The following is a 23,424-nucleotide window of genomic DNA, read 5'->3' as shown; positions in this document are numbered from 1 at the left end:
AGCGTGATGATGAACACAGAATGGAGAGTAGTTGTTAAAATTTGGTTCTTGTTGCTTATTTGCTCCTTTTAGGTAGAAGATTTGCCTGATGATTAATTATGCAGCACATTGTCATTTAAATGTGCTGCGATTTTGATGAGTTAAAAATGCCAGTGGTTATGCATTTTGTGGAGTAAGTGTCTGCCTGTTTTTTGTTCAGTCATGTCCTCAGGAGTAACGACAAAGGTTAAGCTCCGCATTATCCATCACTTTTGCTTTTTCACCTTTCATTACGCTTGCTAGCAATTGACCTGAACCACAAGCCATCGTCCAGCCCAGAGTTCCGTGTCCGGTGTTAGTAAAAAGGTTATCGTATTTAGTCGCGCCGATAATTGGTGTGCCATCAGGCGTCATTGGCCTAAAGCCGCTCCAAAACTCAGCTTGGCTGAAGTCACCACAACGAGGAAAAAGATCACGGATGACCATTTCGATGGTGTTTTTGCGCTTTTGTGGAAGGGAAGCATCAAACCCTGCTAATTCTGCGGTGCCAGCTACGCGAATTCTGTCATCAAATCGAGTCATAGCGACTTTATAGGTTTCATCCATCACAGTAGATCGAGGAGAGAAGTGTTCATCTTCCATCGGGATGGTGAGTGAATAGCCTTTGACAGGGTAGACCGGAATATCAATATCGAGTTGCTTGAGTAGCGCTGTAGAGTAGCTTCCAGAGGCCACCACATATTGGTCTGCTTTAAATTGTCCTCGGTTCGTTTGGACACCTATGATCTTTTTGCCTACTGTAACCCAATTGCTTACTTCAGTATCGAATTCAAATCGGACACCGTGTGCCTTAGCAAGCTCCGTTAGTTGTTGGCAAAATTGATGGCAATCGCCCGTTTCGTCATCAGGTAGATGCAAGCCACCAACCAGTTTGTCTTTCACAAGTGCAAGCCCTGGCTCTTGTTCAATACATTGTTCGACGTCCATTAGCTTAAATCGGGTTCCGCTTTGTTCAAGGAGCTGCATGTCCTTTTCAATGGCTTGCAGCTGTTGATGTGTTCGGAATACTTGCAAGGTCCCAAACTGACGTCCTTGATACTCAATGGCGTGTTCTTGGCGTAACTGTTCTAAGCAAACACGGCTGTGGTTAGCGATCGAAAGCATGCGAGCCTTGTTAACTTGATAGCGAGGTAGGGTGCAGTTCGCGACCATTTTACTCGCCCAGCGGATCATGTCGGCATTCAGAGTGGGTTTGATTTTAAGTGGAGCATGCTCCTCCATTAACCACTTAATGGCTTTAACAGGAACACCAGGCGCAGCCCAAGGCGAAGAATAGCCATATGAAATCTGCCCGGCATTGGCGAAGCTCGTTTCCATGGCACTGCTTGGTTGGCGGTCAATGACGGTAACTTGATAGCCTGCTTGAGATAAATACCAAGCAGAGGTTAAGCCGATAACGCCGCTGCCTAATACGATGACTTCCATTGATGCACTCCACACATTTATCAGAGTGCTCAGTTTCTTTTCTTTACCTTTTGTTAACAATCGATATAAATTACACACAGCGTTTAGAAAAACTATAGGCTCAAGGATGAAAAGTAATCTGATAAGTGGTTTGTGTTTATTTAGCCAAGTCGCGGAGTACAACAGCTTTACTGGTGCTGCAAGACATTTACACCTCACCACTGGTGCCATAAGCCAACAAATTATTCATTTGGAAGCGTTATTAGGTTTTACTTTATTTGAACGCCATTCTCGCGGTATTCGTTTAACCGTAAAAGGCACTCAGTTACACCAAGCGACGCAGTTTCACTTTTCGGAACTGAGCAAATTGCTTGATGAGCTCAAAGTAGAAAAGCAAACCAATGAAATTCGTTTGAAGTTGACGCCTTCTTTTGCTTTCAAATGGTTAGTCCCAAAGCTCGAAAGCTTCCATCATGATAATCCGGATATCCAAGTACAAATCTTTGCGGAAGGTGCGCTGGTAAATAGTGAGATAAAAGACTATGACGTCGCAATTGACTATGGTCTTCATCCTTATAGAAATGCTAACGCGGAGCTGATTTTGGATGAGCATCTGCTACCGGTGATGAGTCCAAAATACCTTGAGGATCATGGCTGGCTAAAAACGTTGTTTGGTGAGCAAAAAAACTCAATGCCAGTGAAGCAATGGCAAGAGGCGACGCTACTACACGATGCGATGCCATGGGAAAAAGCGACGCGTGACTATGAGTGGCTATATTGGGCGTCAGCGATGGGGTTGGATTTTAAAACCGATATCGGACACTTTTTTAATCGAACGGATATGGCAATGTCTGCAGCCGAAGCAGGCGTTGGGATTGCGATGGCACGAATGGCACTGATTGAGGATGAATTGACGACAGAGCGTTTGGTTTCTCCATTCAAACCGATTCCTGCTAATGCAGGGTATTACTTGATCATGAACACACGTACGAATGCGACAGAAACGTTTCGTCACTGGTTACTTGGACAGTCGAAATAGCGTTTTATCTCTGTGATTCATCCCTACGTTATTTGTTGAAAAATTGGGCAATATAAGTTTTAAGCAAGGTAAGTGCTTTTCTTGCCGCTATTTGAGTGATGAAAGACAGGGAAGAACATGAAAGACGAAACGCTATCCATCCATTTTGGTTACGAAACTGACCCTACCACTAAATCTGTCGCGACGCCGATTTATCAAACAGTCGCGTACGAGTTTGACAACGCGCAGCATGGTGCTGATCTGTTTAACTTGGAAGTGCCGGGGAATATCTACACTCGCATCATGAATCCGACTAATGACGTGCTGGAAAAACGCATGGCAGCGTTAGAAGGCGGCATTGCTGGATTGGTCGTGAGTGCGGGGAGTGCAGCGATTAACTATGCGATTCTGACGTTAGCGCAAGCGGGCGATAACATCGTTTCTACGCCGCAACTTTATGGCGGTACTTATACCTTGTTTGCGCACATGCTCCCAAATCAAGGTATTCAGGTGAAGTTTGCTAAAGATGACAAGCCAGAAAGTTTGGCCGAATTAATTGATGAAAATACCAAAGCGGTGTACTGCGAGAGCATTGGGAACCCTGCGGGCAATATCATCGATTTAGAACGTGTGGCGGAGCTTGCTCACGCACAAGGCGTGCCTGTGATTGTGGATAACACCGTCGCGACGCCAGTGCTGTGCAAACCCATCGAGTTCGGTGCGGATATCGTAGTTCACTCTCTCACTAAATACGTTGGTGGGCATGGCACCACATTGGGTGGCGTGATTGTGGATTCAGGTAAATTCCCTTGGGCGCAGCACAAAGACCGCTTTCCTGTTTTCAACCAACCAGAACCTTCTTACCACGGCGTGGTGTATACCGAAGCGTTTGGTGAGGCGGCATTTATCGGGCGTGCGCGTACCGTACCACTGCGTAATACCGGAGCCGCATTATCACCGATGAATGCATTTATGCTTATGCAAGGGCTAGAAACGTTACCGCTGCGTATGGAGCGCCATACCGAGAACACACTCAAAGTGGCTGAATTCTTGGAACAGAATGACAAAGTCAGTTGGGTAAGTTATGCCGGATTGCCAAGTTCTGAACACTTCCATCTCGCCGAAAAATACATGAAAGGTAAGCCTTCTGCGATTTTGTCGTTTGGTTTAAAAGATGGTTATGACGCTGGTGTGCGTTTTTATGATGCTTTGAAAATCTTTAAGCGTTTGGTGAACATTGGCGATGCAAAATCATTGGCTTGTCATCCTGCATCGACGACTCATCGTCAATTGAGCGAAGCAGAACAAAAACAAGCTGGTGTGTCTCCAGAGATGATTCGTTTATCGGTGGGTATTGAACATATTGACGATATTCTAGCCGATTTAGAACAGGCACTAAACGCGTAAACGATTCTGTTTTTAGCTTTGGGTTACCCATAGGCCAGCCTTTAAAAAAGCTGGCCTATTTTTATTTTATTGTTTAAATATCAAGGGTTTTGGTGTTTTTGGTTTGTGGCATTCCAAAAGCTCATAGAGGGTGAGATTTATTCTCTTGTCACGTTTGGGTTTGTTCCTGATGATGTGTGCAAGTATTACACATTGGAAGGGACTCAAATGTCTTACGTATTTCACCGTCATTGCCATGCCACGCTACCAATCATCGATAGAGGTGAAGGTGTTTATCTATTCGATAAGCATGGAAAGCAGTATCTCGATGCTTGTGGTGGTGCTGTGGTATCAAACCTTGGCCACAGTCATCACGCCGTTAAAAAAGCCATGTTGGAACAGATCGAGCGAGTGCCATTTGCTCATACTGGATTTTTTACTAGTGACAACAGTGAGCGCCTAGCAGAATTGATTTGTCAGCACATGCCTGAACAGTTCAACCATGTGTACTTAGTCAGTGGAGGATCAGAAGCGGTGGAGTCGGCACTAAAAATGGCGCGGCAGTATTTCGTGGAATCAGGTAAGCCAGAGAAAAAGCAATTCATCGCGCGTCAGCAAAGTTATCACGGCAATACCTTGGGGGCTTTGGCTGTCGGAGGTAATGAATGGCGACGTGAACCGTTCAAACCTATCTTGCATCCGAGTCATTACATTGCCCCGTGCTATGCTTATCGTTATCAGCAGAGTCATGAGTCGGAATTGGGTTACTCATTGCGAGCGGCGAATGAGCTAGAGGCAAAAATTCTTGAGTTGGGGGCTGATAATGTCATGGCTTTTGTCGCCGAGCCCATTGTGGGAGCCACCGCTGGAGCTGTGCCTGCCACACAAGGTTACTTCAAGCGTATTCGCGAAATATGCGACCAATACGATGTGTTATTGATCTTGGATGAGGTCATGTGTGGCGTTGGACGCAGTGGCAGTTTTTTTGCATTTGAGCAAGAAGAGGCAGAACCCGATCTGGTGTGTATGGCTAAAGGGCTTGGTGCGGGTTATCAACCTATTGGCGCGGTGGTTGCGAATGATCGAGTCTACCAAGCTATTGCCGGTGGAAGCGGTTTTTTCCAACATGGCCATACCTTTATGGCGCACCCTGTGGCGTGCGCTGCTGCCGTGGCAACCATTCAAACCATCTTCCAAGATGATTTATTAACGGCGGTGAATCAGCAAAGTGCTTTGCTGCGTAATGAGCTTACTTCTGCATTGACCCATTTACCGTACATTGGCGACATTCGTGGTAAAGGCTTGTTTATGGGCATTGAGCTGGTGGCGGATAAAGAAAGCAAGGCGCCTCTGAGTAAAGCCACATTGGCAGACAAACGCATCAAACAGCGAGCAATGGAAAATGGCTTAATGTGTTACCCAATGGGCGGAACGATTGATGGCGTTAATGGGCACCATATTTTGCTCGCACCGCCATTCATTATTCAGTCTCATCATATTGATGAACTAGTCGGCAAACTCTCACTGACGTTAAAAGAGGTGGCGGAGACATGGAAGTAGCAAACCAATATTTGCGAGAACCTATCGCTATTATCGTGGCTCCAAACGGCGCAAGAAAAACCAAGCACGATCACGTCAACTTACCCATGACAACAGACGAACTGGTTGCAGAGGCTATTGCTTGTCAAACGGTAGGGGCTGCCATGATCCATTTGCATGCTAGAGACGCCAACGGACGTCATTCATTAGACATCGACGACAACATGGAAATTTACCATGCCGTGAAAGAAGCGGTGGGAGAAACCATGATGGTTCAGCTCACCACAGAAGCGGTGGGTTTATATTCTCCGCCACAACAGCGGGCGTTAGTCAAAGCTGTGAAACCTGAAGCGGCTTCTTTCGCATTGAGGGAGTTAATCCCCGATCGCGCAAGTGAGAAAGAAGGGCATGCCTTTTTCCATTGGTTGGCAGAGCACAACATCGTGAGCCAAATTATTCTCTACGATGCAACCGACATTGAACGTTATTTCCAACTACGCGATGCGGGCGTGTTACCTAAAACGTATCAGCATGCCTTAGTGGTGTTAGGGCGTTATCACCAAGCTCAACAGTCTTCGCCATGGGATTTACGAGGTTTGAATTTGGCGCGTTTTGTCGAGGAAGAAATTCGATGTGCCATTTGTGCTTTTGGCGCGCGAGAGCAAGACTGTTTAGCGAGTGCGATGTTACTTGGATTCGATGTGAGAGTTGGGTTTGAGAATAACCACTTCGATGTGGCAGGCGAATTAGCAATCAGCAACGCGGCTCAGGTGGAAGCTCTACGCGATGTGGCGCATCGCTTCGCGATACCTTTACACAGTGCGCAAAGTTTGCGTTCAGTTTTGAAGTAAATCTGTTCGCGGCAAGGAAAATAAAGAAGAAAGTAAAAAGGCTCCACCGGAGCCTTTTTGGTATTTGTCGTTAGTTTTCGGTTTGCACTGCGGGTTGACGAGCGGGATGTTTGATAAACACCGCGACAACAGCCGCTATCGCTAATGCAAAACAGTAGTAAGAATTAGCAACTACTTCAAGTGGCGATAGGTTGAATACGGAACCTAGCAGCAGTACTTGAGCACCGTAAGGCAACACGCCTTGCACCACGCATGAGAAAATGTCTAACAAGCTTGCTGAGCGGCGAGGAGAGACATTATTCTCTTCCGCCAGTTGGCGAGCAACGCTGCCCGATACAATGATGGCTACGGTGTTGTTTGCCGTACAGCCATTGACCATCGACACCAAGCCTGCGATACCTAGCTCACTCGCGCGGCTGTTGGCATGCTTAGAGTGGCTAGAGCCAAACGCGTGGATAAGGCTGCTAACGAAATTGGTTAGGAAAGCAAGGCCGCCTTGACGACGCATCAGTTCACTCAAACCACCAATTAGCATGGACAACAAGAAGATCTCTTGCATGTTACCAAAGCCTTTATAAACGTCTTGGGCTAGATTAGTCAGTCCGTAATTGTCAATCGATGCCAAGCTCACGCCGCCAGCCAAAAGGATACCAATCGACAGAACCACAAACACATTCACACCAGATACCGCTAGGATCAAAATAGTGATGTACGGCAAGACTTTTAGCCACTCAATATCGCCAGTTGCAGGCACTTGAGTCGCTGTACTGTTGAAAGCGAACACTGCAATCGCGATCAACGCCGCAGGTAAAGCAATACGAATGTTCTCTTTAAACTTGTCTTTCATCTCACAACCTTGAGAGCGTGTCGCCGCGATGGTGGTGTCAGAGATGATAGAAAGGTTATCACCAAACATAGCACCGCTCAGCACAACACCAGCGGTTAACGGTAAGCTCATTCCTGCTGATTCAGCAATCCCCAACGCTACGGGGGCAACGGCTGCGATGGTACCCATCGAAGTCCCCATTGCTGTTGCGATAAAAGCAGAAATCAGAAAAATGCCCGGTAAAATCATGCTGGTTGGAATAGCGGATAAACCAAGGTTCACTGTTGCATCAACACCACCAGAGGCTTTTGCTACCGCAGCAAAGGCACCTGCAAGCAGATAGATCATACACATTGCGATGATGTCTGGGTGGCCAACACCACGCATGAAGTGTTCGATTGAGCGGTTAAGTTTCTCTTTACTTAAAAGAAACGCAATGATGATGGCTGGTAATACCGCGATGGGTGCAGGCAGCTGGTAGAAGGCAAATTCCACGCCTTGCAAAGATAAGTAAGTGCCTACGCCAATAAATAGCGCAAGGAATACAATTAATGGGATCAGTGCGACCGCAGACGGTGCAACTGTTTTAGTAGTTTGTTGGGAACCGGACATGTAAACGACAATGTTAATGATAAGAGAGAAGAGCAGACTAATATCACATTTCTACATTGTCAACGTCTAGACGTCTAAATGGCTGTTTAAATTTTACACGTAAAGAAAAAGATAAAAGCTCGTGTTGCGTATCTCACTGATACCACGAGCTTTAGTTATGCGCTAATGAAGAGACTGTCGTTATTGCATTGATTTGGCTTTTTTGCGTTTAACAATACCTAAAACCATCCACGTAAATAAGACAGCAGCAAATGCCCATACCAGATATTTGTATTCGGTGTACAGGTTGCTCAACACGCTTAAATGTTCAAATGTAAAGTGAGTTAACAAGCTGAATACCAATACCCAAACCGTCGCCGCGAGGGCGTTACCGAGCAAAAACTCTCTACGTGGCATTTTCGCGATACCGCATGCAAGAGGCATAAATTGCTTCATTCCTTCAATAAAGCGGCTGACCACCAAGCACGTAGGGCCGTATTTCTGGATAGTCAATTGAAGCGTTTGCATCTTCGGGCCGGAAATGTAGCCTTTTTTATCTAACCACCCCTCAAAGTAATAACCGATTAAGTAGCCACAGGTATTACCAAAAAAGCAGCTCAGCCACGATACCATCATTACCATACTTAGGTTCATGACTTGTTCTGACGAGAGCAAAGATGCCGCGATCATCAGTGATTGACCAGGCATCGGGATACCTATCCCTTCTAGAAATATACTGACAATCAGCGCAACGTAGCCGTATTGCTCAAGCAAAGGCTTCATTGACATGAGAAGTTCGTTAATATGTTCCAAAAGCTTTCCCCTAATAAAAGCGGAACGAAGTTGGAGTGATACTCCGAATGTCCTATTGGGTCAATTCTTGTTTCTCACCGTTGAGAAAAACTGACATGCCTCTGATAATTGCGCAGAATCAACCTGCAGCTGGCTTTACTCGCCGCCACGCTCTTTGGTAGCGGCGAACTAGGGAGATCCTTATGACTCTTTGGCTTTGGTGAATGCGCCATACAAATCAAGGCGGCGATGACGTAAGTTGGTGACAGAGCCTTCGGTATTAAGCTGTTTCAACTTAGTCAAATCAACATCAGCGAAGATTATCATTTCGGTGTTGGCGCTTGCTTCTGTCAAGGTCGCATCGTGTGGGAAATAGATATCCGACGGTGAGAATACGGCAGATTGTGCGTACTGGATATCGACATTATCAACACGAGGTAAGTTGCCGACACTGCCCCCAATTGCAACGTAGCATTCGTTTTCGATGGCTCGTGATTGGGAACAGATTCGTACTCGTTGGTAGCCATTTTTTGTGTCTGTCCAGAAAGGAACGAACACAATTTGTGCGCCTTGCTCGGCGAGCATTCTTCCCAACTCTGGGAACTCGCTGTCATAACAAATCAGTATGCCGACTTTGCCTGCATCGGTTTCGAACACCTGAACATTGTCACCACCGTCGATCACCCAGTCTTTTTGCTCATGGGGCGTGATGTGAATCTTATATTGAGCGTTTATTTCACCATCTCGTTGCAGTAAGTAGGCCACATTATACAACTTGCCATCTTCGATGACGGGCATACTGCCAGCAATAATGTTGATGTTGTAGGTGACTGCCATCTGCGAGAAGCGGTTTTTGATCTCTTCTGTAAAGCTAGCCAAAAAGCGAATTGCTTCGACGGAATTTTGGTCGTTTTGCAAGCCCATCAGCGGCGCGTTAAAGAATTCAGGGAATAGGGCGAAATCGGCTTTGTAGTTCGCAAGAGAAGAAATGAAGAACTCAGCCTGATCGAGCAAGTCCTCTAAGTCATTCATGGCGCGCATTTGCCATTGCACAACACCAATCCGAATCAGTGTTTTTTCTACATCGTGTACGGATTGAATATCCTCTTCGTAGAAAAAGTTATCCCACTCCAGCAGAGTTGCGTAGCCTTTAGAAGCACTGTCCTCTGGCAAGTAACCACGCATAATACGTTTGACATCGAAGTCGTTTGCAAGCTGAAAAGACAAAATAGGATCGTGAAGCTCACGGCGTTTTATCTTGTCGATGTATTCAGCCACGCTCAGTTCGTCAGCATATTTGTGGTAATTCGGGATGCGACCACCGGCTAAAATTGCTTTGAAATTCTTACTCCGGCAAAGTTCTTTACGCGCATCATACAGACGGCGACCTAAACGCAGCCCACGGTAGTCCGGGTGAACAAATACATCGAGACCATACATGGCGTCACCGGTCACTTGGTTTTGGATGACGTTGTTTTCGGTAATGATGTCGGTATATAGATGAGGAAGAGAAAAGCGGTTGTAGTCCACTTTAATGGTTAATGCTGCACCGACTATTTTTCCGTTATCCTCAATACAGATTTGTCCATCAGGAAACTGATGAATGAGATCCATGATGGTCAGTCGTGGCCATGAGCCACCAACATCAGGAAAAACAAGGTCCATTAATTCCGCGAGCTCTGGGTAATCGGTCGGCTCAATGGTGCGTAAAGAGAGTCTTGGCGTGTTGCTGTCCATATCCTACTATCCATTTATCCTTTTTAAATAGTATGGATGAGAATGCCATAAATTTGAGCAGACAGATACCGAAGTCTTTGAGTTGTTTTGGTTTACCTAAACGAGCTTAAAGAAACAACATTAACTTAGCTTGCTCTTCAGCCATTCGTGAAACACCGCTACTTTTTTAGCTGAAAGTCGATAATTTGGAATCATCACGTAATAACCATAACCGCTCTGTAAAGAGAGGTTGAGAACATGCTGAATGTCCCCTCTTAAAATCGAATACTGCGCCATAAAATCAGGAAGCAAGGCGAGCCCTTTTCCCATTCTGACAGCTTCGCAAGCTAGGTAAAAATGTTCGACGCCTACAGGTTGATAGGTAACGGGAGATTCTACAGTGTAGACCGCTTTAAATTGCTCCCATAGCTGAGGGCGAGTGATTTGAGGTATAAACGGATAATTACTAACAGCGTGCACACTCTCAATTGCAGGAGCATTTGTGCAACCGACTAATAACAATGTTTCTTCGCACAGTAAGTGGCTGTATTCATAATGTGTGGATAATGGAAGGCAGCGAATATGTAAGTCACTTTCGTTGCTCGAATCTTTGACGTTCCCATCCCCGGTACAGACTCTTACTCGGATGTTAGGATGTTGCTGGTGGAAGTCATCAATATTAGGTATCAACCAAAGACTGGCAAAAGAAGGGGTTACGTCCACGGTGAGTAATTCTTGCTTTGAATCTGACTGGATTAAGTTGGCAGTTGCATGCTGAATAAGCTCCAAAGCTTCTGTGACTTGCGGCAGATAACGCTTGCCTTCTTCGGTTAACTCAATACCACTCGCCCCTCTTTGTATTAAAGGTAAACCCACCAATTGCTCCAGCGATGCGATTTGTTTGCTTACTGCGCTTTGCGTAATACATAGTGCATCCGCTGCTTTAGAGAAACTGAGGTAATTAGAGACCGCGACAAACGTCCTTAATGCTCGAATAGAAGGGTATTCACTGCCTTTTAACATACTTCAGTTCCATTAAACTCTGCTTAGGCAAAGAGTAGAATATTCACGGCTTGAAGCAAAGTAAGATGCAACGTATGTGTGATTAGCTTCCTTTCTTATAAAAACTAGCTAAGCGTTTTTTGACGGATTAATCTACAAGAGTATTTTAGATGTTTATTTAATTTCTTTGAAAAATCTACAAATTAACAAGAATCTTTTTCACATCAGCGATTAACCTCAATTTAGTATTGTTTATATATAGTAAACAGACAGCTCTTTTTTCTATTTTTGTTCGGCGATCTTTAGAGGATTGTCAGTATTCTATAAAATTAAATATATTTTTCATTAATTTAAAGTTGGCATTGCATTTGCTCTTTACTATTCGAACCTTCAATGGAACTTATATTAGGAGAACGAAATGAAAAGCAATGTTGTTACTTTGATTAGCCTTTTTTCTTTAGCAACGTTTAGTACTTTATCACATGCTGCGGACTCCAACGATCATGGTGTATATGTTGGCGCCAACTACGGTTACTTAAAAGTTGATGGACAAGATGACTTTGATGATGACAGCGATGTTATTCAAGGTTTAGTTGGTTACCGTTTTAATCCTTACTTAGCGTTGGAAGGTGGTTACATTGATTTCGGTAGCTATGGTAATAACCTAGCAAATGCCGAAACGGACGGCTATACAGCAGCTCTAAAAGTTACAGCCCCTATTGCTGATCGTGTCGACCTTTACGCAAAAGGCGGTCAAATGTGGTACTCGACGGATTACAACGTTGCTGGCTTCCAAGGCAACAAAGATGATGAAGGTGTATTCGCTGGTGCCGGTGTTGGTTTTAAAGTTACTGATAACTTCTTAGTTAACGCAGAATATATGTGGTACGACGTAGAACTCAATGCGGAGAATGTCGCGAACGGTGCAAACACGGAAACAGACTTTAACCAAGCATCACTAGGTGTGGAATATAGATTTTAATATTGTTAACAACTCTAAGCCCTAATAAAAAGCGAAGCCTAAATAGCTTCGCTTTTTCTGAACTCAATCTAATTGAGGATAATAGAGCGTTTTTTAGAATAATTGTTCGTGCCTTTTACTGTCACTCTACTATATTTAGAGCATTTCTAACATGACTATCTAACCTTCTTACTAGTCTCGAAAAACAAAGTTTTATCACTCTATAAGTAATACTCGATAGGTCGATCGCTGCGCTACCTGACATTACATTCATGTGACCTAAAATACCGCGAACGTGTTCTGTATACTCGTTTTTTAGTTTTGAGATGTACGCCATAGCTTTAGCTAGTTGATCCCAAGCAGTAAGGCCTACAGTTGCTATTTGTTGTATTATATGACCCAGACCTGAAATTCTTAATAAGGTCAAAATTGAAGAGACTATTTTACTTACCCAACCATCAGTCATCCGAGCATTATATCTATTGTTGAAGTCAAGAAATACGTTGCGTTCTAGGTAAGCTTGAGATTTGGGTTGTAGTGCCGACCACTCATTACTTGTAGCGGTATTGACATAACCCGGAACAGATTTTTTTCCTAGTCCATGAGCGCAGAAGTAGATGCCAGAACTTCCATCTAGCCGATACTCAATACCACCGTGAGTAAATGGCCAAAGAGGAGACATAGGAACTGGATCTGCGCCATGAGTGCAGCGATAGGAAGAATCTAACTCCCTTCTTGCGTATGGTTTAAAGCCAACTTTTGGTGCGCCAAAAGTATATAGATGTACGCTATAGCCGTACTGACTCTTCACCCAATCTGCCGCTAATGAAGCAAGAGCACCACCTAAACTATGACCTACACAGTGTATTGCCTTCGGTGCTTTCATGTTCTTTTTCGAATAACCAGCGATGTATGCTGCAAGTTGTGGCTTTATCGTATTGAAGAGATTTACAAAACCTGCATGTACCCTGTAACCGGATGAGGTACCTGATATCCCAATGTTTCCATCGGTCATAATGTCGCCGATGTTTACTTGAGTGCCACGGAAGGAAAATACCAAAGTATCGGCAAACTCGCCCTTACCTCGACCTATCGCTACAAAATCTGATGTCATTCCACCAAATCCCATAAAGCCACTTGTCGTTCCTTTTTTGACATCATTCCTTAGATCAAATGTAAAAAACTTTGCTATATAACCACTAACGTTACGAACATTAGTTGCGAATACAGAATAAGGGATTTCTGCGATTCTAGATGATAGTTTTGGTGAGAGTGATTGCATTCTTTAATTTCCATATAAGTCAGAGTCAATATATCCAAATAAATCACATTGACTATTTACGTAGTAGTCATCGTTTTCGTCATCATCAATTGAAAAAGCAAAGTACTTAAGAGGGTTTGCTGCATCACAGACTAGATTAGCCATATTGTTTTTTACGTAATCCTCTATTTCATAGCCATCGAACGAACCTTCCCAAATAATAACACTTTCATCAATATCTAGTTCTGTGGTTAAAACAATAGTTACATAATGTTCAATAAGCGGGATCTTAACGCTCTCTTTGTTCTCATACACAGGAGAAAATTCAAACCGACCATTGCTGTCAGTAAATGTTGATAAGTCTATTGATTTTCCTGAAGCGCTTAAACCAATACTAAGACTAACCTTTTGGTTATTAATCGGCTTCCCTTTTTTTGTTAGCACACCATTGATTTGTGGTGTGTATTGGTTAACTTTATCGCTATTCAATATACTCTCTCCAAAACTCATATTAATGCTCAACAATATGATTGTAATAAATCCAAATAAGTAATTTCTCACATCGACTTTTTTCATTTTAAAAATCTATAAATATATATGTATTGTGTTTTTTTACAATATTTAATTTTAACTATGTGATTAATATTGCATTGCTCTGTAACTTGTGAATTTGAAAATTACATTTTTAGATTTATGTTTATCTATTTGACCGATTTTTATTAGAATTAATAAAGTTTAAATCTGGAACACTCAGTCTTCGCTAATCTTAGGTAGTTATATTGTATTGGATTTTTGAGGCTTTCATCAGGTAATGTGAAAGCAAAATAAACGAGAGCTACCGAATGATAAAAACTCTATAAATACTAGGTTTCAGACAATGAAATCGTATTGAAAACAGTTAATTATTCGCTTGGTCAAGAGGTATTTTTATTGCTTTACATCGTAATGCTAGATTGACTTGATAATTTATTTTTCCGCCAATTGTGATAACCAAGAGCAAAAGAAAAGGCTTATTTAGTATCTTTTGATGGTTAGTGATAAACCCAAATTGTTCTACTTTAACCCATCATAATTCTATAACTTAGATTTAGCACTCGTAGTTGTTGATAACTCAAAAACTTAGAACACTTTAAATCGAAGAGCATATAGACACACTTTTGTCCTTGGATGAGTTCTTCTGAACTTCCGTGTAGTTTTGGTGGTGTATTTATGAGCGTATCGTCTGTTACTTAATACTCAACGAGTTTTTAAATCGGCGTACGTTCAGAGTTATGCAGTAATGCTCGTGAAAAGCTATCAGGTAGCATGAGTGCGTGAGAAAAGAAGACAATGTGGATAGTGGGTTATTGATACAAAAAAGGCCACCCGAGGGTGGCCTTTTCCAAATGTTTGGTGGGCTGGCGTAAGTTGATCTTAATTTTTAATTCATTGATTTTGTTTTCAATTATTCGGTTTGATTTTAATCGGTGTACCTTGTGGTGTACCTATTGTTCTCAATAACGACGAAATTAAATCTTAGTCGTACTTCAGAAGATGTCTTCCAAACGATGGTTTGTTAAACAATTCATTGACAGATTGCTTGCTATCTTTGTTTTTGTCTGGGGTTTGGGTTTCACCGTTCGTCTCCTGATCTCCTCTACCCTTTTTAGCATCCTTTTGATCTGCTAATTCTTTGTCGATCAACTCTTTCAATTTTGCCTTAATCTCGTTTTTTGCGTCGCTGCCGGTAAGATCGATGAGTTTCATCCAGTCCGACTCGCTGAATGTTAGGGTTTTTTCTTCTTTAGTCGTCTTTGGTACTTTACCTTTTGCTTTGTCCCTTTTACTTCTATTGAATTTCTCAACCAATTTGTTTTCTAACTGTTTAAACGTGTCTGGATCGTTCGTCGCACAAAGTACATCGAAAATACACATGATTGTTTGCTTTTGCTTATCGATATCCTCTGTCATGGATAACCCGGTGTATGGGTATTTTTTTGTTAAATATCGGTAATACCGATTGATTAACTCAGCGTCATCTGTTTTAAAGGCTTTTCTATCTGCATTTCTGTTAACGAAAACAGTCTCATATAGGTTTTCTATATCCTCAAGTAAGCGGTATGTGCTTTTCTGTTCCCTTGGTGATCTTGATGTGATGATGACTTCTAGTGCACTAACAAGATTCTCGTAGGTCGAGAGGTTTTTGTTTGGACAGATTTTGCTTAGCGGCTCTAGGTAGTCGGTGTCTTTAAGTAAGTATTTTACTGCTGAAAAACTTTGTGATTTGGATTGATCTTTTGACTCTGACTTGGCTTCGAAAGAAAATTCAGTTACAGGGTAGCTAAGCTCTGTGTTGCCTGTGTCAACTATGGCACGAGCGATAACAACAAAAAAGTAAAGGGCCCTTGGCTCTCTATCTAGCCATCCGATGTGATTGCTAAATTCATAACTAATCTCTCTTGATTGAGCAAAAAGCTCGTCAATACAATCGCCTAGTTTATATTCTTCCCTCTCGGATAAGTGTCCGCTATCTAGTTTTTCTCTCGCAATTCTTAATTTATTACTAATCAACTCACTTAATGTTAATTCAAGGTTAGCTTTCTTGTGATTATTAAGACTAGTAATTGTTTCGCTATATCCAAGCTCTGTTTCAATGATTCTAATATATCGCTTTAATTCGTTTTCAGTTGATTTTTTTATTAATTCTAAATAGCGATATGAACTCATCCTGAATCCTTACGTAAGATTTTTGTGGGAATGTTGTAAGAAATATACAGGTTTTATTGCAGATTTACAGTGGTTTTTTGTTTTTTAGTGTGGGTTTCGTGTTGTTTTTATGTTGGTTTTTACCGTTTCTGTGTTTTCTTAATTAGTCAACTTTTTTTGAAAAAAGTTAGTGAGTGAGATTGACCTTTCAAATACTAATTTTATTTACTTGAATTATTACTGCTATGTCAATCATTATATTAGCATGGTTGAAATTTAATGTAATATTAATCTTTAAGTTTCGAGTTAGTGATTTATGATGAAAGTAATATATGGGTGGTGAAATAGATGGTGCAAGTTGAGTTTGATATAATTATTAGTAGGTAAATCTGGATTTATGCTATGGTTTTGGTGTGAAAGTTATTTTCAACTTGTTGGTATAGGTAATATACATAACCCCATCAACTACTAAAATTTACGTTACTCCCAGTGTGTATGAGAGACACACGAATAGGGATAACAACACCATGAATCACCAGTACACATCTGAAGACAAATTCAACAACTACGACCTACCTCAACCAACGAAACGAAAGCAACGATTCTTCTATCGTAAGTTTCACCTCTACAAGATTTCTCAATTGATAGAGAAAGCATTGAAGTATCACCCTAGGCTATCCGTGTTTCGGATAGACCTACACTTACCCGAAGATTTCGATGATGCAGATTCGAAAGTCATCACTCGATTCTTCAAATCTCTAAATGCCAAACTGGACGTAGATATAAAACGTAAAGAGAAAAGCTGGGGAAGGGGGTTGAGAAACAAGACAAGTTACATCTGGGCAAAAGAGAAGAATACCTCTGAGCAGTACCACTACCACGTTGCACTCTTCCTGAACAAAGATATCTATTATCAACTCGGGGATGTAGGAGCATCAGACGGCTCTCTAGCCGACTTGATTAAGCAAGCGTGGTGCAGTGCTATCAAACAGGAGAAACCAGCATTAGTTCATTTCTGTAAGAATGGTGTGTATCGCTTAAACCTGAAAGCATCGGATATTGAACAATCGAAGAATGAGCTATTCAAAAGGGTGTGTTATTTCGCTAAACCTAATTCAAAGGTATACGGAGGGGCTATGAGAAACTTCGCTACTAGCTCTTAATCCCCTTAAAAAGTAACGGCAGTACCAGTTCCTGTGGGAATCACAACAAACCACAGGAACCAATCATGATTCATCAACTCAACGTGGCTCATCAAAGAGCCCACATCATCACTCATGACAGAACGTTTAATGGGAAACCACTATACTACTTTGGGGATGGTCTCGTCTTCGAATACCTAGAGGGGATAGACCGAGTGCTGACTGAAGTACTAAACCAATACCCAAGAATCTATGCTGTTCACATCAACCTAAACCTACCGAGTGACTTCATTGGCGATTACTTAACGGTGTTTGCCCACTTCTTTCGTATTTTAGAATCGGAGACTAATGAGCTCTGTAAGGACAAATACACCGACAGAACTTATCAATATCAGCAAACGGTCATTCGATATATCTGGACGAAGGCGAATGAATCCACCAGCAAGCACCATCATCTTATCTTGCTCTTTGATAGGGATCTCTTTCAAAACTTCGGTACTGGTCGAGAGGGTTGGGGCCGTTTTCTTTACAAAAAAGTGAGGAAGACATGGGATAGGGTGGTTGAAGCTAATTACAGTCAACCATGTTCAGGGTTAGCGTATTCCCCTACTAATGAGGGCTTTGAACTATTCTCCGATACAGAAACGTTCCCGCTACAGTTAAACGAGTTCTTCTATCGAATCAGTCGTATTGCGAAGCCCATTGCCAACCGGAACGATCACCGCAACAAGAGCTTTGGTTGCAGTCACAACTCACCTTAAAAAAAATACAGAGCGAGTAATGCCTATGTCATTAACACACAAAAGGTATTACTCATGGCGAATAGAACCTACCTCCCAAGCATTACTCTAGATAGAACTTTTGAAGATTACCCGCTGTATTACAGCGATAAGGGGTTATACGAGTCAGCACTGACCTCGATGGTCGATGTCTTTGAACAGGCACTCAGTCAGTTTGACATCGCTCTCGCTACACGTCTGGACTTATACCTGCCTAAAGATCATCAAGACACTGATCTCAGTACCCTTAAGGACTACTTTGAAATCTTAAAAGAGAAGCTGAACACCGATTCGTTGCATTACGTGTGGCGTAAGCGAGCGGATAGCCGTTCGCACCATTATCAAGTGATGTTGTTTACTGATTATAAACAGCATTTTGGTGATGTTATTTCCATGGACAAGCGTAACGAAATTGTGGGGCATCTGAAAACAGCTTGGGGAGAAGCGATGAAAAAGCACTACAAAGGTAATGAGCGTTCAATGGTCCAACTGAACGACCGAGGGAACTATAGCTTGGGCACACGCTGTAAAAGCAAAGACACAGACATTAAGAACTGTGTCTATAAACGGATGAGCAGTCTTGCTGAAGCTTGGAGCGAGACGCGTTATTTCTTTGGCTCTAGCTTGGAGTAGACCGACTGCATTTTTTTACAGTGGTGGCTTATCCCATGGGTATATACAAGAGGAGACAATTCCCATGAGATTTCTACGATTAAAAGAAGTGATGTCACTAACAGGGTTAGGCCGTTCAACTATCTACAAGTTCATGGCAGATGAAACCGATTTTCCTAAGAGTGTGCCACTCGGCGGACGAGCGGTAGCTTGGGTCGAAAGTGAAATAGAGGAATGGATGGAATCACGTCTGAGCATGCGAGACAACGCCGAATCCTTTCAGTAACACAAACATCAAATCACACTATCAACGGGGCGCTGGCTAAGTAAAGTCATGCGCCCTTTTTCAATTAGAGAGATAAAAAAATGAGTTGTTCAATTTACGTAGACGGCGCTGCACCAAACAACCAACACGGATGCAAACGAGGAGGCATTGGGCTGGTGGTCTTGGATGAAGACAACGAGATTGTCCATGAAGAGAGCATCACCATTGACCGAAAGACGGATTGTGCGGAGCTGGAGTTACTGGCATTTATCGAAGGGCTGGAGTATGCCGAAGATGGTGATGTTATCTATTCAGATAATGATTACTGTGTTAAAGGTTTCAACATTTGGCTTGATGACTGGAAAGACCGAGGGTGGCGTAAAGCGAATAAGAAGCCGGTTAAGCATCGGCAACTCTGGAAACAAGTCGATGAGCTTCGTTCTAGAAAGTATGTCGAGGTACTTAAAGTCAAAGCTCATTCTGGTGTTAGAGGGAATGAGATAGCGGATTCGTTAGCAGTTGATGCTGCTAGAAGCAATACAGACTGATATAAGTAAGGCGGCTTGTAGGTACAAATCCAACAAGCCGCTATTGCCTGTAATTTACGTTTTTCTAGATGACATATAACTGAAGATGGATACGATGCGAAATCGAGAATCGTTGGGAACTCTGTCAACCGAAACTGTCCTGATTTCTCCCCTTGGCCATCTTTAATTGTGACATTCACTTAGTGTTCTACGGATAAAGAATTTTGATGTAGAAAAAGCGAGTTTGGTAACAGTTGTAGGCTCGATCAAGAACTTAAACTGTTGGTATCGTTCCTCCATCTATCACGTATTCTCCTCCTGTTATTGAACTTGCGCGCTCTGAGACTAAGAACGTTATTAAATCTGCAACTTCTTCTGGTGTATTTGGCCTACCAAGTGGAATGCCTCCCAATGAATCCATTATAATTTTTTTTCCTCCTTCAAAATCTGTGTTTGCTTGTTTTGCTACACGATCAACAAGCTTCAGAGCCGCTTCAGTCTCTATCCATCCGGGAGAGACCCGCAGCACGCGAACGCCATACTTGGAAACTTCCTTTGAAATAGATTTACTGTATGCGGAGAGCGCGGCTTTTGATGCTGCATAAGCGGTCGTAGCTTCCGGCAAAGGCAGCGAGCTTTGTATTGAGGTAACATGAACGACTACGCCTTTACGATTGTTAACCATTTGGGGTAGTAACGCTCTATCTAGCCTTACAGCGGCAAGCAAATTCAAAGAGAGTTCATCGAACCAGATATCATCATCTAGCTGCTGGTAGCCCCCACTTGGACTTTTAGAGCCTCCTAGAACGTGCACTACAATATCAATAGAACTGAATTGTTCTTGGACCGTTTGGACCAAGATTTGACAGCCATCTTTGGTAGTGAGATCGGCTTGAACAAACGTTAAGTTCTCGGAATGGATTTTTGGTAATTCTCTGGCTGTTGTAATAACTTTAACACCTTGAGCTAAAAGTGATTTTACGAGCGCTAGACCTGTTCCTCTGGTGCCAGCTGTCACTAATGCCGTCTTATCCTTCAGTGATAACTCAAAACTCATACGGTGATCTCCAGTTGGACAATTTGTTCATTCAGAATTTTAAACTCGTAGTGCAAAGTAACCGGACTACCAGGGAAATTGCCTTCCACGATTGCCTCCACAACAGTTGTCTCCGCTTTATCAGAAACATGAATTGGTGTCGATGTGTACTGATATTGTTGGCGTGAATCAGTTCTCCATTTGAGTATGTTGCTTATGCCGACATAATGAGTCTTTTCATCAATGACGACTGCATTTGGGGCAAATGCAGTCCTAAATACTTCATTTGATGCTGTAGCATCAAAGTAGATATTAATAGCTTTGTATGGCTTTAGATTTAAAGATGATGCAGACATTTGTTCTCCTAGAATGACTATTGTTCAATTCATATAGAGTGTAATACCTCATTATTAATGTTATAAGTGGGATTGTTGTTTATGAACCATTGATTAAAGTGGGATAGTTATGGCGTCCATTAGTGATTTGACCGCTGTTAGTGTATTGGCAAGAGAACGCAACTTCCGAACGGCATCTGAAGTGCTTGGAGTTTCAACGTCTGCATTGAGTCGGACCATTGCTAATGTAGAGAATGAAGTTGGAGCAAGGTTGTTCAACCGCACAACAAGAAGTGTTTCTTTAACAGATGCTGGAAGGCATTTTCTTTTAAAAATTGAACCAGCACTGATTGAAATTAACTTAGCAATTTCTGAAGTCAGAGATCTTCGCTCTGTGCACAGAGGAACAATCCGTATTAATGCAGATGAAGCGGTCGCTAGGCAAATAGTAGAGCCACTAATTGCAACGTATCTAAAGGAATATACTCAAATGGAAGTTGAGTTGATATGTGAGGGACGCTTAGTCGATATTGTTTCAGAAGGATATGACGCTGGGATCAGAAGTATAAACAATATACCAAAGGATATGATTGCTATACCGTTAGGAATCGACCGTAGAATGGTAGTTATTGCTTCTCAAAACTACTTAAAAAATAGAGATATGCCCTTAGTACCAGATGACTTACGGCATCACGAATGTATTAGAGAGAGATACCCCAGCGGGAGGCGATTTAAGTGGGAGTTTCAAAATAATAATGAATCCATCGCTATAGACGTTCCTGGAAGATTAACTGTCAATTCATATAGTTTAGTGTTGGATGCATGTATTGCTGGTGTTGGTATTGGTTACACAAGTTACCATTTTGCTAAACCTTATATTGAATCCGGGCAGCTTTGTTCGCTACTGGAAAAGTGGACGCCGAATTGGCCAACACTTTGTCTCTATTATCCTCAAGGTAGAAACGTTACTTCTTCTATGAGAGCTTTTATAGATACACTTAAAAATTCACATAAGTCCTAATTAGACAAGTGATTAGAGAGTTCCTTTTATACTTACTTGTGAAAAAGGCTGACTTAGAGCAGATAAAAAACAGAACAAGAATCGATGACTTTGGCAGATAGTTGATGAACTTCGTGCAGACAAGTATGTTGAAGTCATCAAGGTCAAAACATTCTGGTGTTAGAGGGAATGAGATAGCTGACTCGCTAGCAGTTGATGCTGCTAGAAGCGATATTGCCTGTTATTTGCGTTTTTCTAGATAACATATATCTGAAGGTTGATGCGATGTGGGAGCGAGAGCGTGTTTATGCCCCATTCCGAGTTATCAATCCATCACGCACTGTGCGTGATGCAACAAACTCGATGAACTCATTAATTTGTCCATTGTTTGTCGAATCGCCAAGTACAATAAAAGGCTTTCAAGGCCTTCTAGCAGATAGCAACTTATGTGATAGGCCAATCATACTAGCTATCAATATCAGCTTTTGATAGAGGAACTTCGAGCGGTCAGATGAACATGCTCAAAATTATTCATAAAGAGAAATTATCATGGTCAACCTAACTGAAATCCTTTGCAGGATACTGGCTTTCACTCCAACGCTAAAGGTTCCTGAAGTTAATCTTCAGACCAATACGTTTTAGTTTTAGTCCTCTGCTACAGAAATATAGATTCTGTCAGCACTCCATAACTCTATTATCTTTCTAGTCTTCTGAGCATTCCAAAAGCATTTCCCGAATAGAATCAATCCAGCACCTTCCAGATCTCGTTTCTCAGCGACATTGAATTGTTTAAGAATCGAATCCTTGTGGCGTTTGATAGGAATACCAACATCGTCACAATCAGCGGGATTCAACCATTCTATCTCTGTATCTGAGTGAGAAATCGTTCCCCAATACATTTTTGGTTTTGCTTCTTTTGGTGAGTCAGCCGCTTCAGCATCAGAGAATTTCACAAATAGATTCTTTGCTTTGTATTTGTATCCCTCATCTATCTCAATCAACGATTCTGATTCTGCTAGATTGCTTCCACGCAATAAGCTATTTAAAGCCTTTTCAAACCCAAGAAATTTCTTTCGGACTTGGGTAGGGCTTTGTGAGTGCGATTTAGTAGTGCCTGATGAGACAGGTTTATCTTTCTTAAGGCGGGATGTATCACTAGAATTGGATACCTTTGATTCTTTAGCAAAGAAATCGAAGACGACTTCATATTGTTCTGAAAGAATTTGGTTAACTTCTACAGCATGCCTTACTTCTCGTTCTTTTTGCGGAGATGAGCGACCTTCGTTACATCCTTCAGCATGGTAACGTGAGCCAAAACAAGCCGCTTTACCGTCTATACTTCTCTTACGATAGTAGGCTTGTTCACCGCATTCAGGGCATTCGAGATGCTGTCTATACTTTTCGATCTCTGAGTCAGAAAGGTTCTGAAAAACGAGAATTGAATATGTTTTTCTAGTATCTACATAGGTGCATACAGCATCAATCATTCCGATAACCTCAGAGTTAGTGTAACCTATTGCTTTTTCTTTTATTCGCAGAATTGATGCAATCGATTTGTACCATGAATGATACAAAACTTGAACTAAATCAATTGGCAGACAAAAAGAAGTCATATTCAGTTGCGATTACTGCGCTCGTTAGCATAGATTCAGAAGTG

General features: G+C 42.2%; 22 protein-coding genes. 11 read left to right on the top strand and 11 right to left on the bottom strand.

Translation table 11 applies throughout. The features are described 5' to 3' along the window. Positions 1-207 precede the first annotated feature (207 nt). Complete coding sequence (locus R7O12_RS13660) at positions 208-1,464, bottom strand: D-amino acid dehydrogenase (RefSeq protein ID WP_025768866.1); 1,257 nt, start codon at positions 1,462-1,464, stop codon at positions 208-210. Between the two features lie 106 nt (positions 1,465-1,570). Between R7O12_RS13660 and R7O12_RS13655 the strand changes: the two genes are divergently transcribed. From R7O12_RS13655 to R7O12_RS13640, 4 genes are all read left to right on the top strand, one after another. Beyond that, positions 1,571-2,482, top strand: a complete 912-nt coding sequence (locus tag R7O12_RS13655; protein ID WP_318126006.1) for a LysR substrate-binding domain-containing protein — start codon at positions 1,571-1,573, stop codon at positions 2,480-2,482. Positions 2,483-2,599: 117 nt separating this feature from the next. Then, positions 2,600-3,868 (top strand): O-acetylhomoserine aminocarboxypropyltransferase/cysteine synthase family protein, encoded by a 1,269-nt coding sequence (locus tag R7O12_RS13650; RefSeq protein WP_005381677.1) that lies wholly within the window; start codon positions 2,600-2,602, stop codon positions 3,866-3,868. Between the two features lie 207 nt (positions 3,869-4,075). Continuing rightward, positions 4,076-5,407 (top strand): aspartate aminotransferase family protein, encoded by a 1,332-nt coding sequence (locus tag R7O12_RS13645; RefSeq protein WP_318126004.1) that lies wholly within the window; start codon positions 4,076-4,078, stop codon positions 5,405-5,407. Further along, positions 5,398-6,237, top strand: a complete 840-nt coding sequence (locus R7O12_RS13640) for a 3-keto-5-aminohexanoate cleavage protein (protein ID WP_318104972.1) — start codon at positions 5,398-5,400, stop codon at positions 6,235-6,237. The genes R7O12_RS13645 and R7O12_RS13640 overlap by 10 nt, the downstream gene beginning before the upstream one ends. A 70-nt stretch (positions 6,238-6,307) precedes the next feature. On the opposite strand, the gene R7O12_RS13635 is transcribed toward R7O12_RS13640, so the two are convergent. The 4 genes from R7O12_RS13635 to R7O12_RS13620 all read right to left on the bottom strand — a co-directional run bounded on the left by R7O12_RS13635 (position 6,308) and on the right by R7O12_RS13620 (position 11,185). Beyond that, positions 6,308-7,675, bottom strand: a complete 1,368-nt coding sequence (locus R7O12_RS13635) for a Na+/H+ antiporter NhaC family protein (RefSeq protein ID WP_192943676.1) — start codon at positions 7,673-7,675, stop codon at positions 6,308-6,310. A 180-nt stretch (positions 7,676-7,855) separates the two neighbouring features. Continuing rightward, positions 7,856-8,443: a DedA family protein gene (locus R7O12_RS13630; RefSeq protein ID WP_213886785.1), complete on the bottom strand. Its 588-nt coding sequence runs from the start codon at positions 8,441-8,443 to the stop codon at positions 7,856-7,858. 204 nt (positions 8,444-8,647) lie between these two features. Continuing rightward, positions 8,648-10,183 (bottom strand): bifunctional GNAT family N-acetyltransferase/carbon-nitrogen hydrolase family protein, encoded by a 1,536-nt coding sequence (locus tag R7O12_RS13625; protein ID WP_005381670.1) that lies wholly within the window; start codon positions 10,181-10,183, stop codon positions 8,648-8,650. Between the two features lie 120 nt (positions 10,184-10,303). Further along, the gene (locus R7O12_RS13620; RefSeq protein ID WP_085569924.1) at positions 10,304-11,185 is read right to left on the bottom strand and encodes a LysR family transcriptional regulator; all 882 of its coding nucleotides are present in this window, start codon (positions 11,183-11,185) and stop codon (positions 10,304-10,306) included. A 397-nt stretch (positions 11,186-11,582) separates the two neighbouring features. Between R7O12_RS13620 and R7O12_RS13615 the strand changes: the two genes are divergently transcribed. Next, on the top strand, positions 11,583-12,146 hold the full coding sequence (locus R7O12_RS13615; protein ID WP_005381668.1) for a porin family protein: 564 nt from the start codon (positions 11,583-11,585) through the stop codon (positions 12,144-12,146). A gap of 121 nt (positions 12,147-12,267) precedes the next feature. Here R7O12_RS13615 and R7O12_RS13610 read toward each other — a convergent pair whose 3' ends face one another. The 3 genes from R7O12_RS13610 to R7O12_RS13600 form a co-directional block, all read right to left on the bottom strand. Then, positions 12,268-13,407 (bottom strand): lipase family protein, encoded by a 1,140-nt coding sequence (locus R7O12_RS13610; protein WP_005383744.1) that lies wholly within the window; start codon positions 13,405-13,407, stop codon positions 12,268-12,270. A gap of 3 nt (positions 13,408-13,410) precedes the next feature. After that, a complete protein-coding gene (locus tag R7O12_RS13605) occupies positions 13,411-13,962 on the bottom strand; it encodes an Ig-like domain-containing protein (protein ID WP_246543041.1) in 552 nt (183 codons plus the stop codon). A 939-nt stretch (positions 13,963-14,901) separates the two neighbouring features. Further along, complete coding sequence (locus R7O12_RS13600) at positions 14,902-16,092, bottom strand: hypothetical protein (protein WP_318126002.1); 1,191 nt, start codon at positions 16,090-16,092, stop codon at positions 14,902-14,904. Between the two features lie 506 nt (positions 16,093-16,598). On the opposite strand from R7O12_RS13600, the gene R7O12_RS13595 reads away from it, so the two are divergent. The 5 genes from R7O12_RS13595 (at position 16,599) to R7O12_RS13575 (ending at position 19,417) form a co-directional block, all read left to right on the top strand. After that, positions 16,599-17,234 (top strand): inovirus Gp2 family protein, encoded by a 636-nt coding sequence (locus R7O12_RS13595; protein WP_318126000.1) that lies wholly within the window; start codon positions 16,599-16,601, stop codon positions 17,232-17,234. A 65-nt stretch (positions 17,235-17,299) separates the two neighbouring features. Beyond that, entirely contained in the window at positions 17,300-17,974 is a 675-nt protein-coding gene (locus tag R7O12_RS13590) for an inovirus Gp2 family protein (protein ID WP_318125999.1), read from the top strand. A 54-nt stretch (positions 17,975-18,028) separates the two neighbouring features. Beyond that, positions 18,029-18,625, top strand: coding sequence for an inovirus-type Gp2 protein (locus R7O12_RS13585; protein ID WP_318125998.1), 597 nt, complete (start codon positions 18,029-18,031; stop codon positions 18,623-18,625). Between the two features lie 64 nt (positions 18,626-18,689). Next, the gene (locus tag R7O12_RS13580; protein WP_001211743.1) at positions 18,690-18,890 is read left to right on the top strand and encodes an AlpA family transcriptional regulator; all 201 of its coding nucleotides are present in this window, start codon (positions 18,690-18,692) and stop codon (positions 18,888-18,890) included. Between the two features lie 80 nt (positions 18,891-18,970). Then, positions 18,971-19,417 carry a ribonuclease HI gene (locus tag R7O12_RS13575; RefSeq protein ID WP_318125980.1) on the top strand — a complete coding sequence of 149 codons (447 nt, stop codon included), beginning with the start codon at positions 18,971-18,973 and terminating at the stop codon, positions 19,415-19,417. 253 nt (positions 19,418-19,670) lie between these two features. Here the strand turns inward: R7O12_RS13575 and R7O12_RS13570 are convergent, their stop codons facing one another. Next, positions 19,671-20,453: an SDR family oxidoreductase gene (locus R7O12_RS13570; protein WP_318125979.1), complete on the bottom strand. Its 783-nt coding sequence runs from the start codon at positions 20,451-20,453 to the stop codon at positions 19,671-19,673. Then, positions 20,450-20,788: a hypothetical protein gene (locus R7O12_RS13565; RefSeq protein ID WP_318125977.1), complete on the bottom strand. Its 339-nt coding sequence runs from the start codon at positions 20,786-20,788 to the stop codon at positions 20,450-20,452. The genes R7O12_RS13570 and R7O12_RS13565 overlap by 4 nt, the downstream gene beginning before the upstream one ends. 109 nt (positions 20,789-20,897) lie before the next feature. Here R7O12_RS13565 and R7O12_RS13560 point away from each other — a divergent pair, with 109 nt between their 5' ends. Continuing rightward, a complete protein-coding gene (locus R7O12_RS13560; protein WP_318125976.1) occupies positions 20,898-21,788 on the top strand; it encodes a LysR family transcriptional regulator in 891 nt (296 codons plus the stop codon). Positions 21,789-22,411: 623 nt separating this feature from the next. Here R7O12_RS13560 and R7O12_RS13550 read toward each other — a convergent pair. Continuing rightward, on the bottom strand, positions 22,412-23,380 hold the full coding sequence (locus tag R7O12_RS13550) for a hypothetical protein (protein WP_318125974.1): 969 nt from the start codon (positions 23,378-23,380) through the stop codon (positions 22,412-22,414). Positions 23,381-23,424 lie beyond the last annotated feature (44 nt).

The sequence above is a fragment of the Vibrio sp. Vb1574 genome (assembly GCF_033338675.1).
This window is presented reverse-complemented; position numbering and strand designations above follow the sequence as displayed.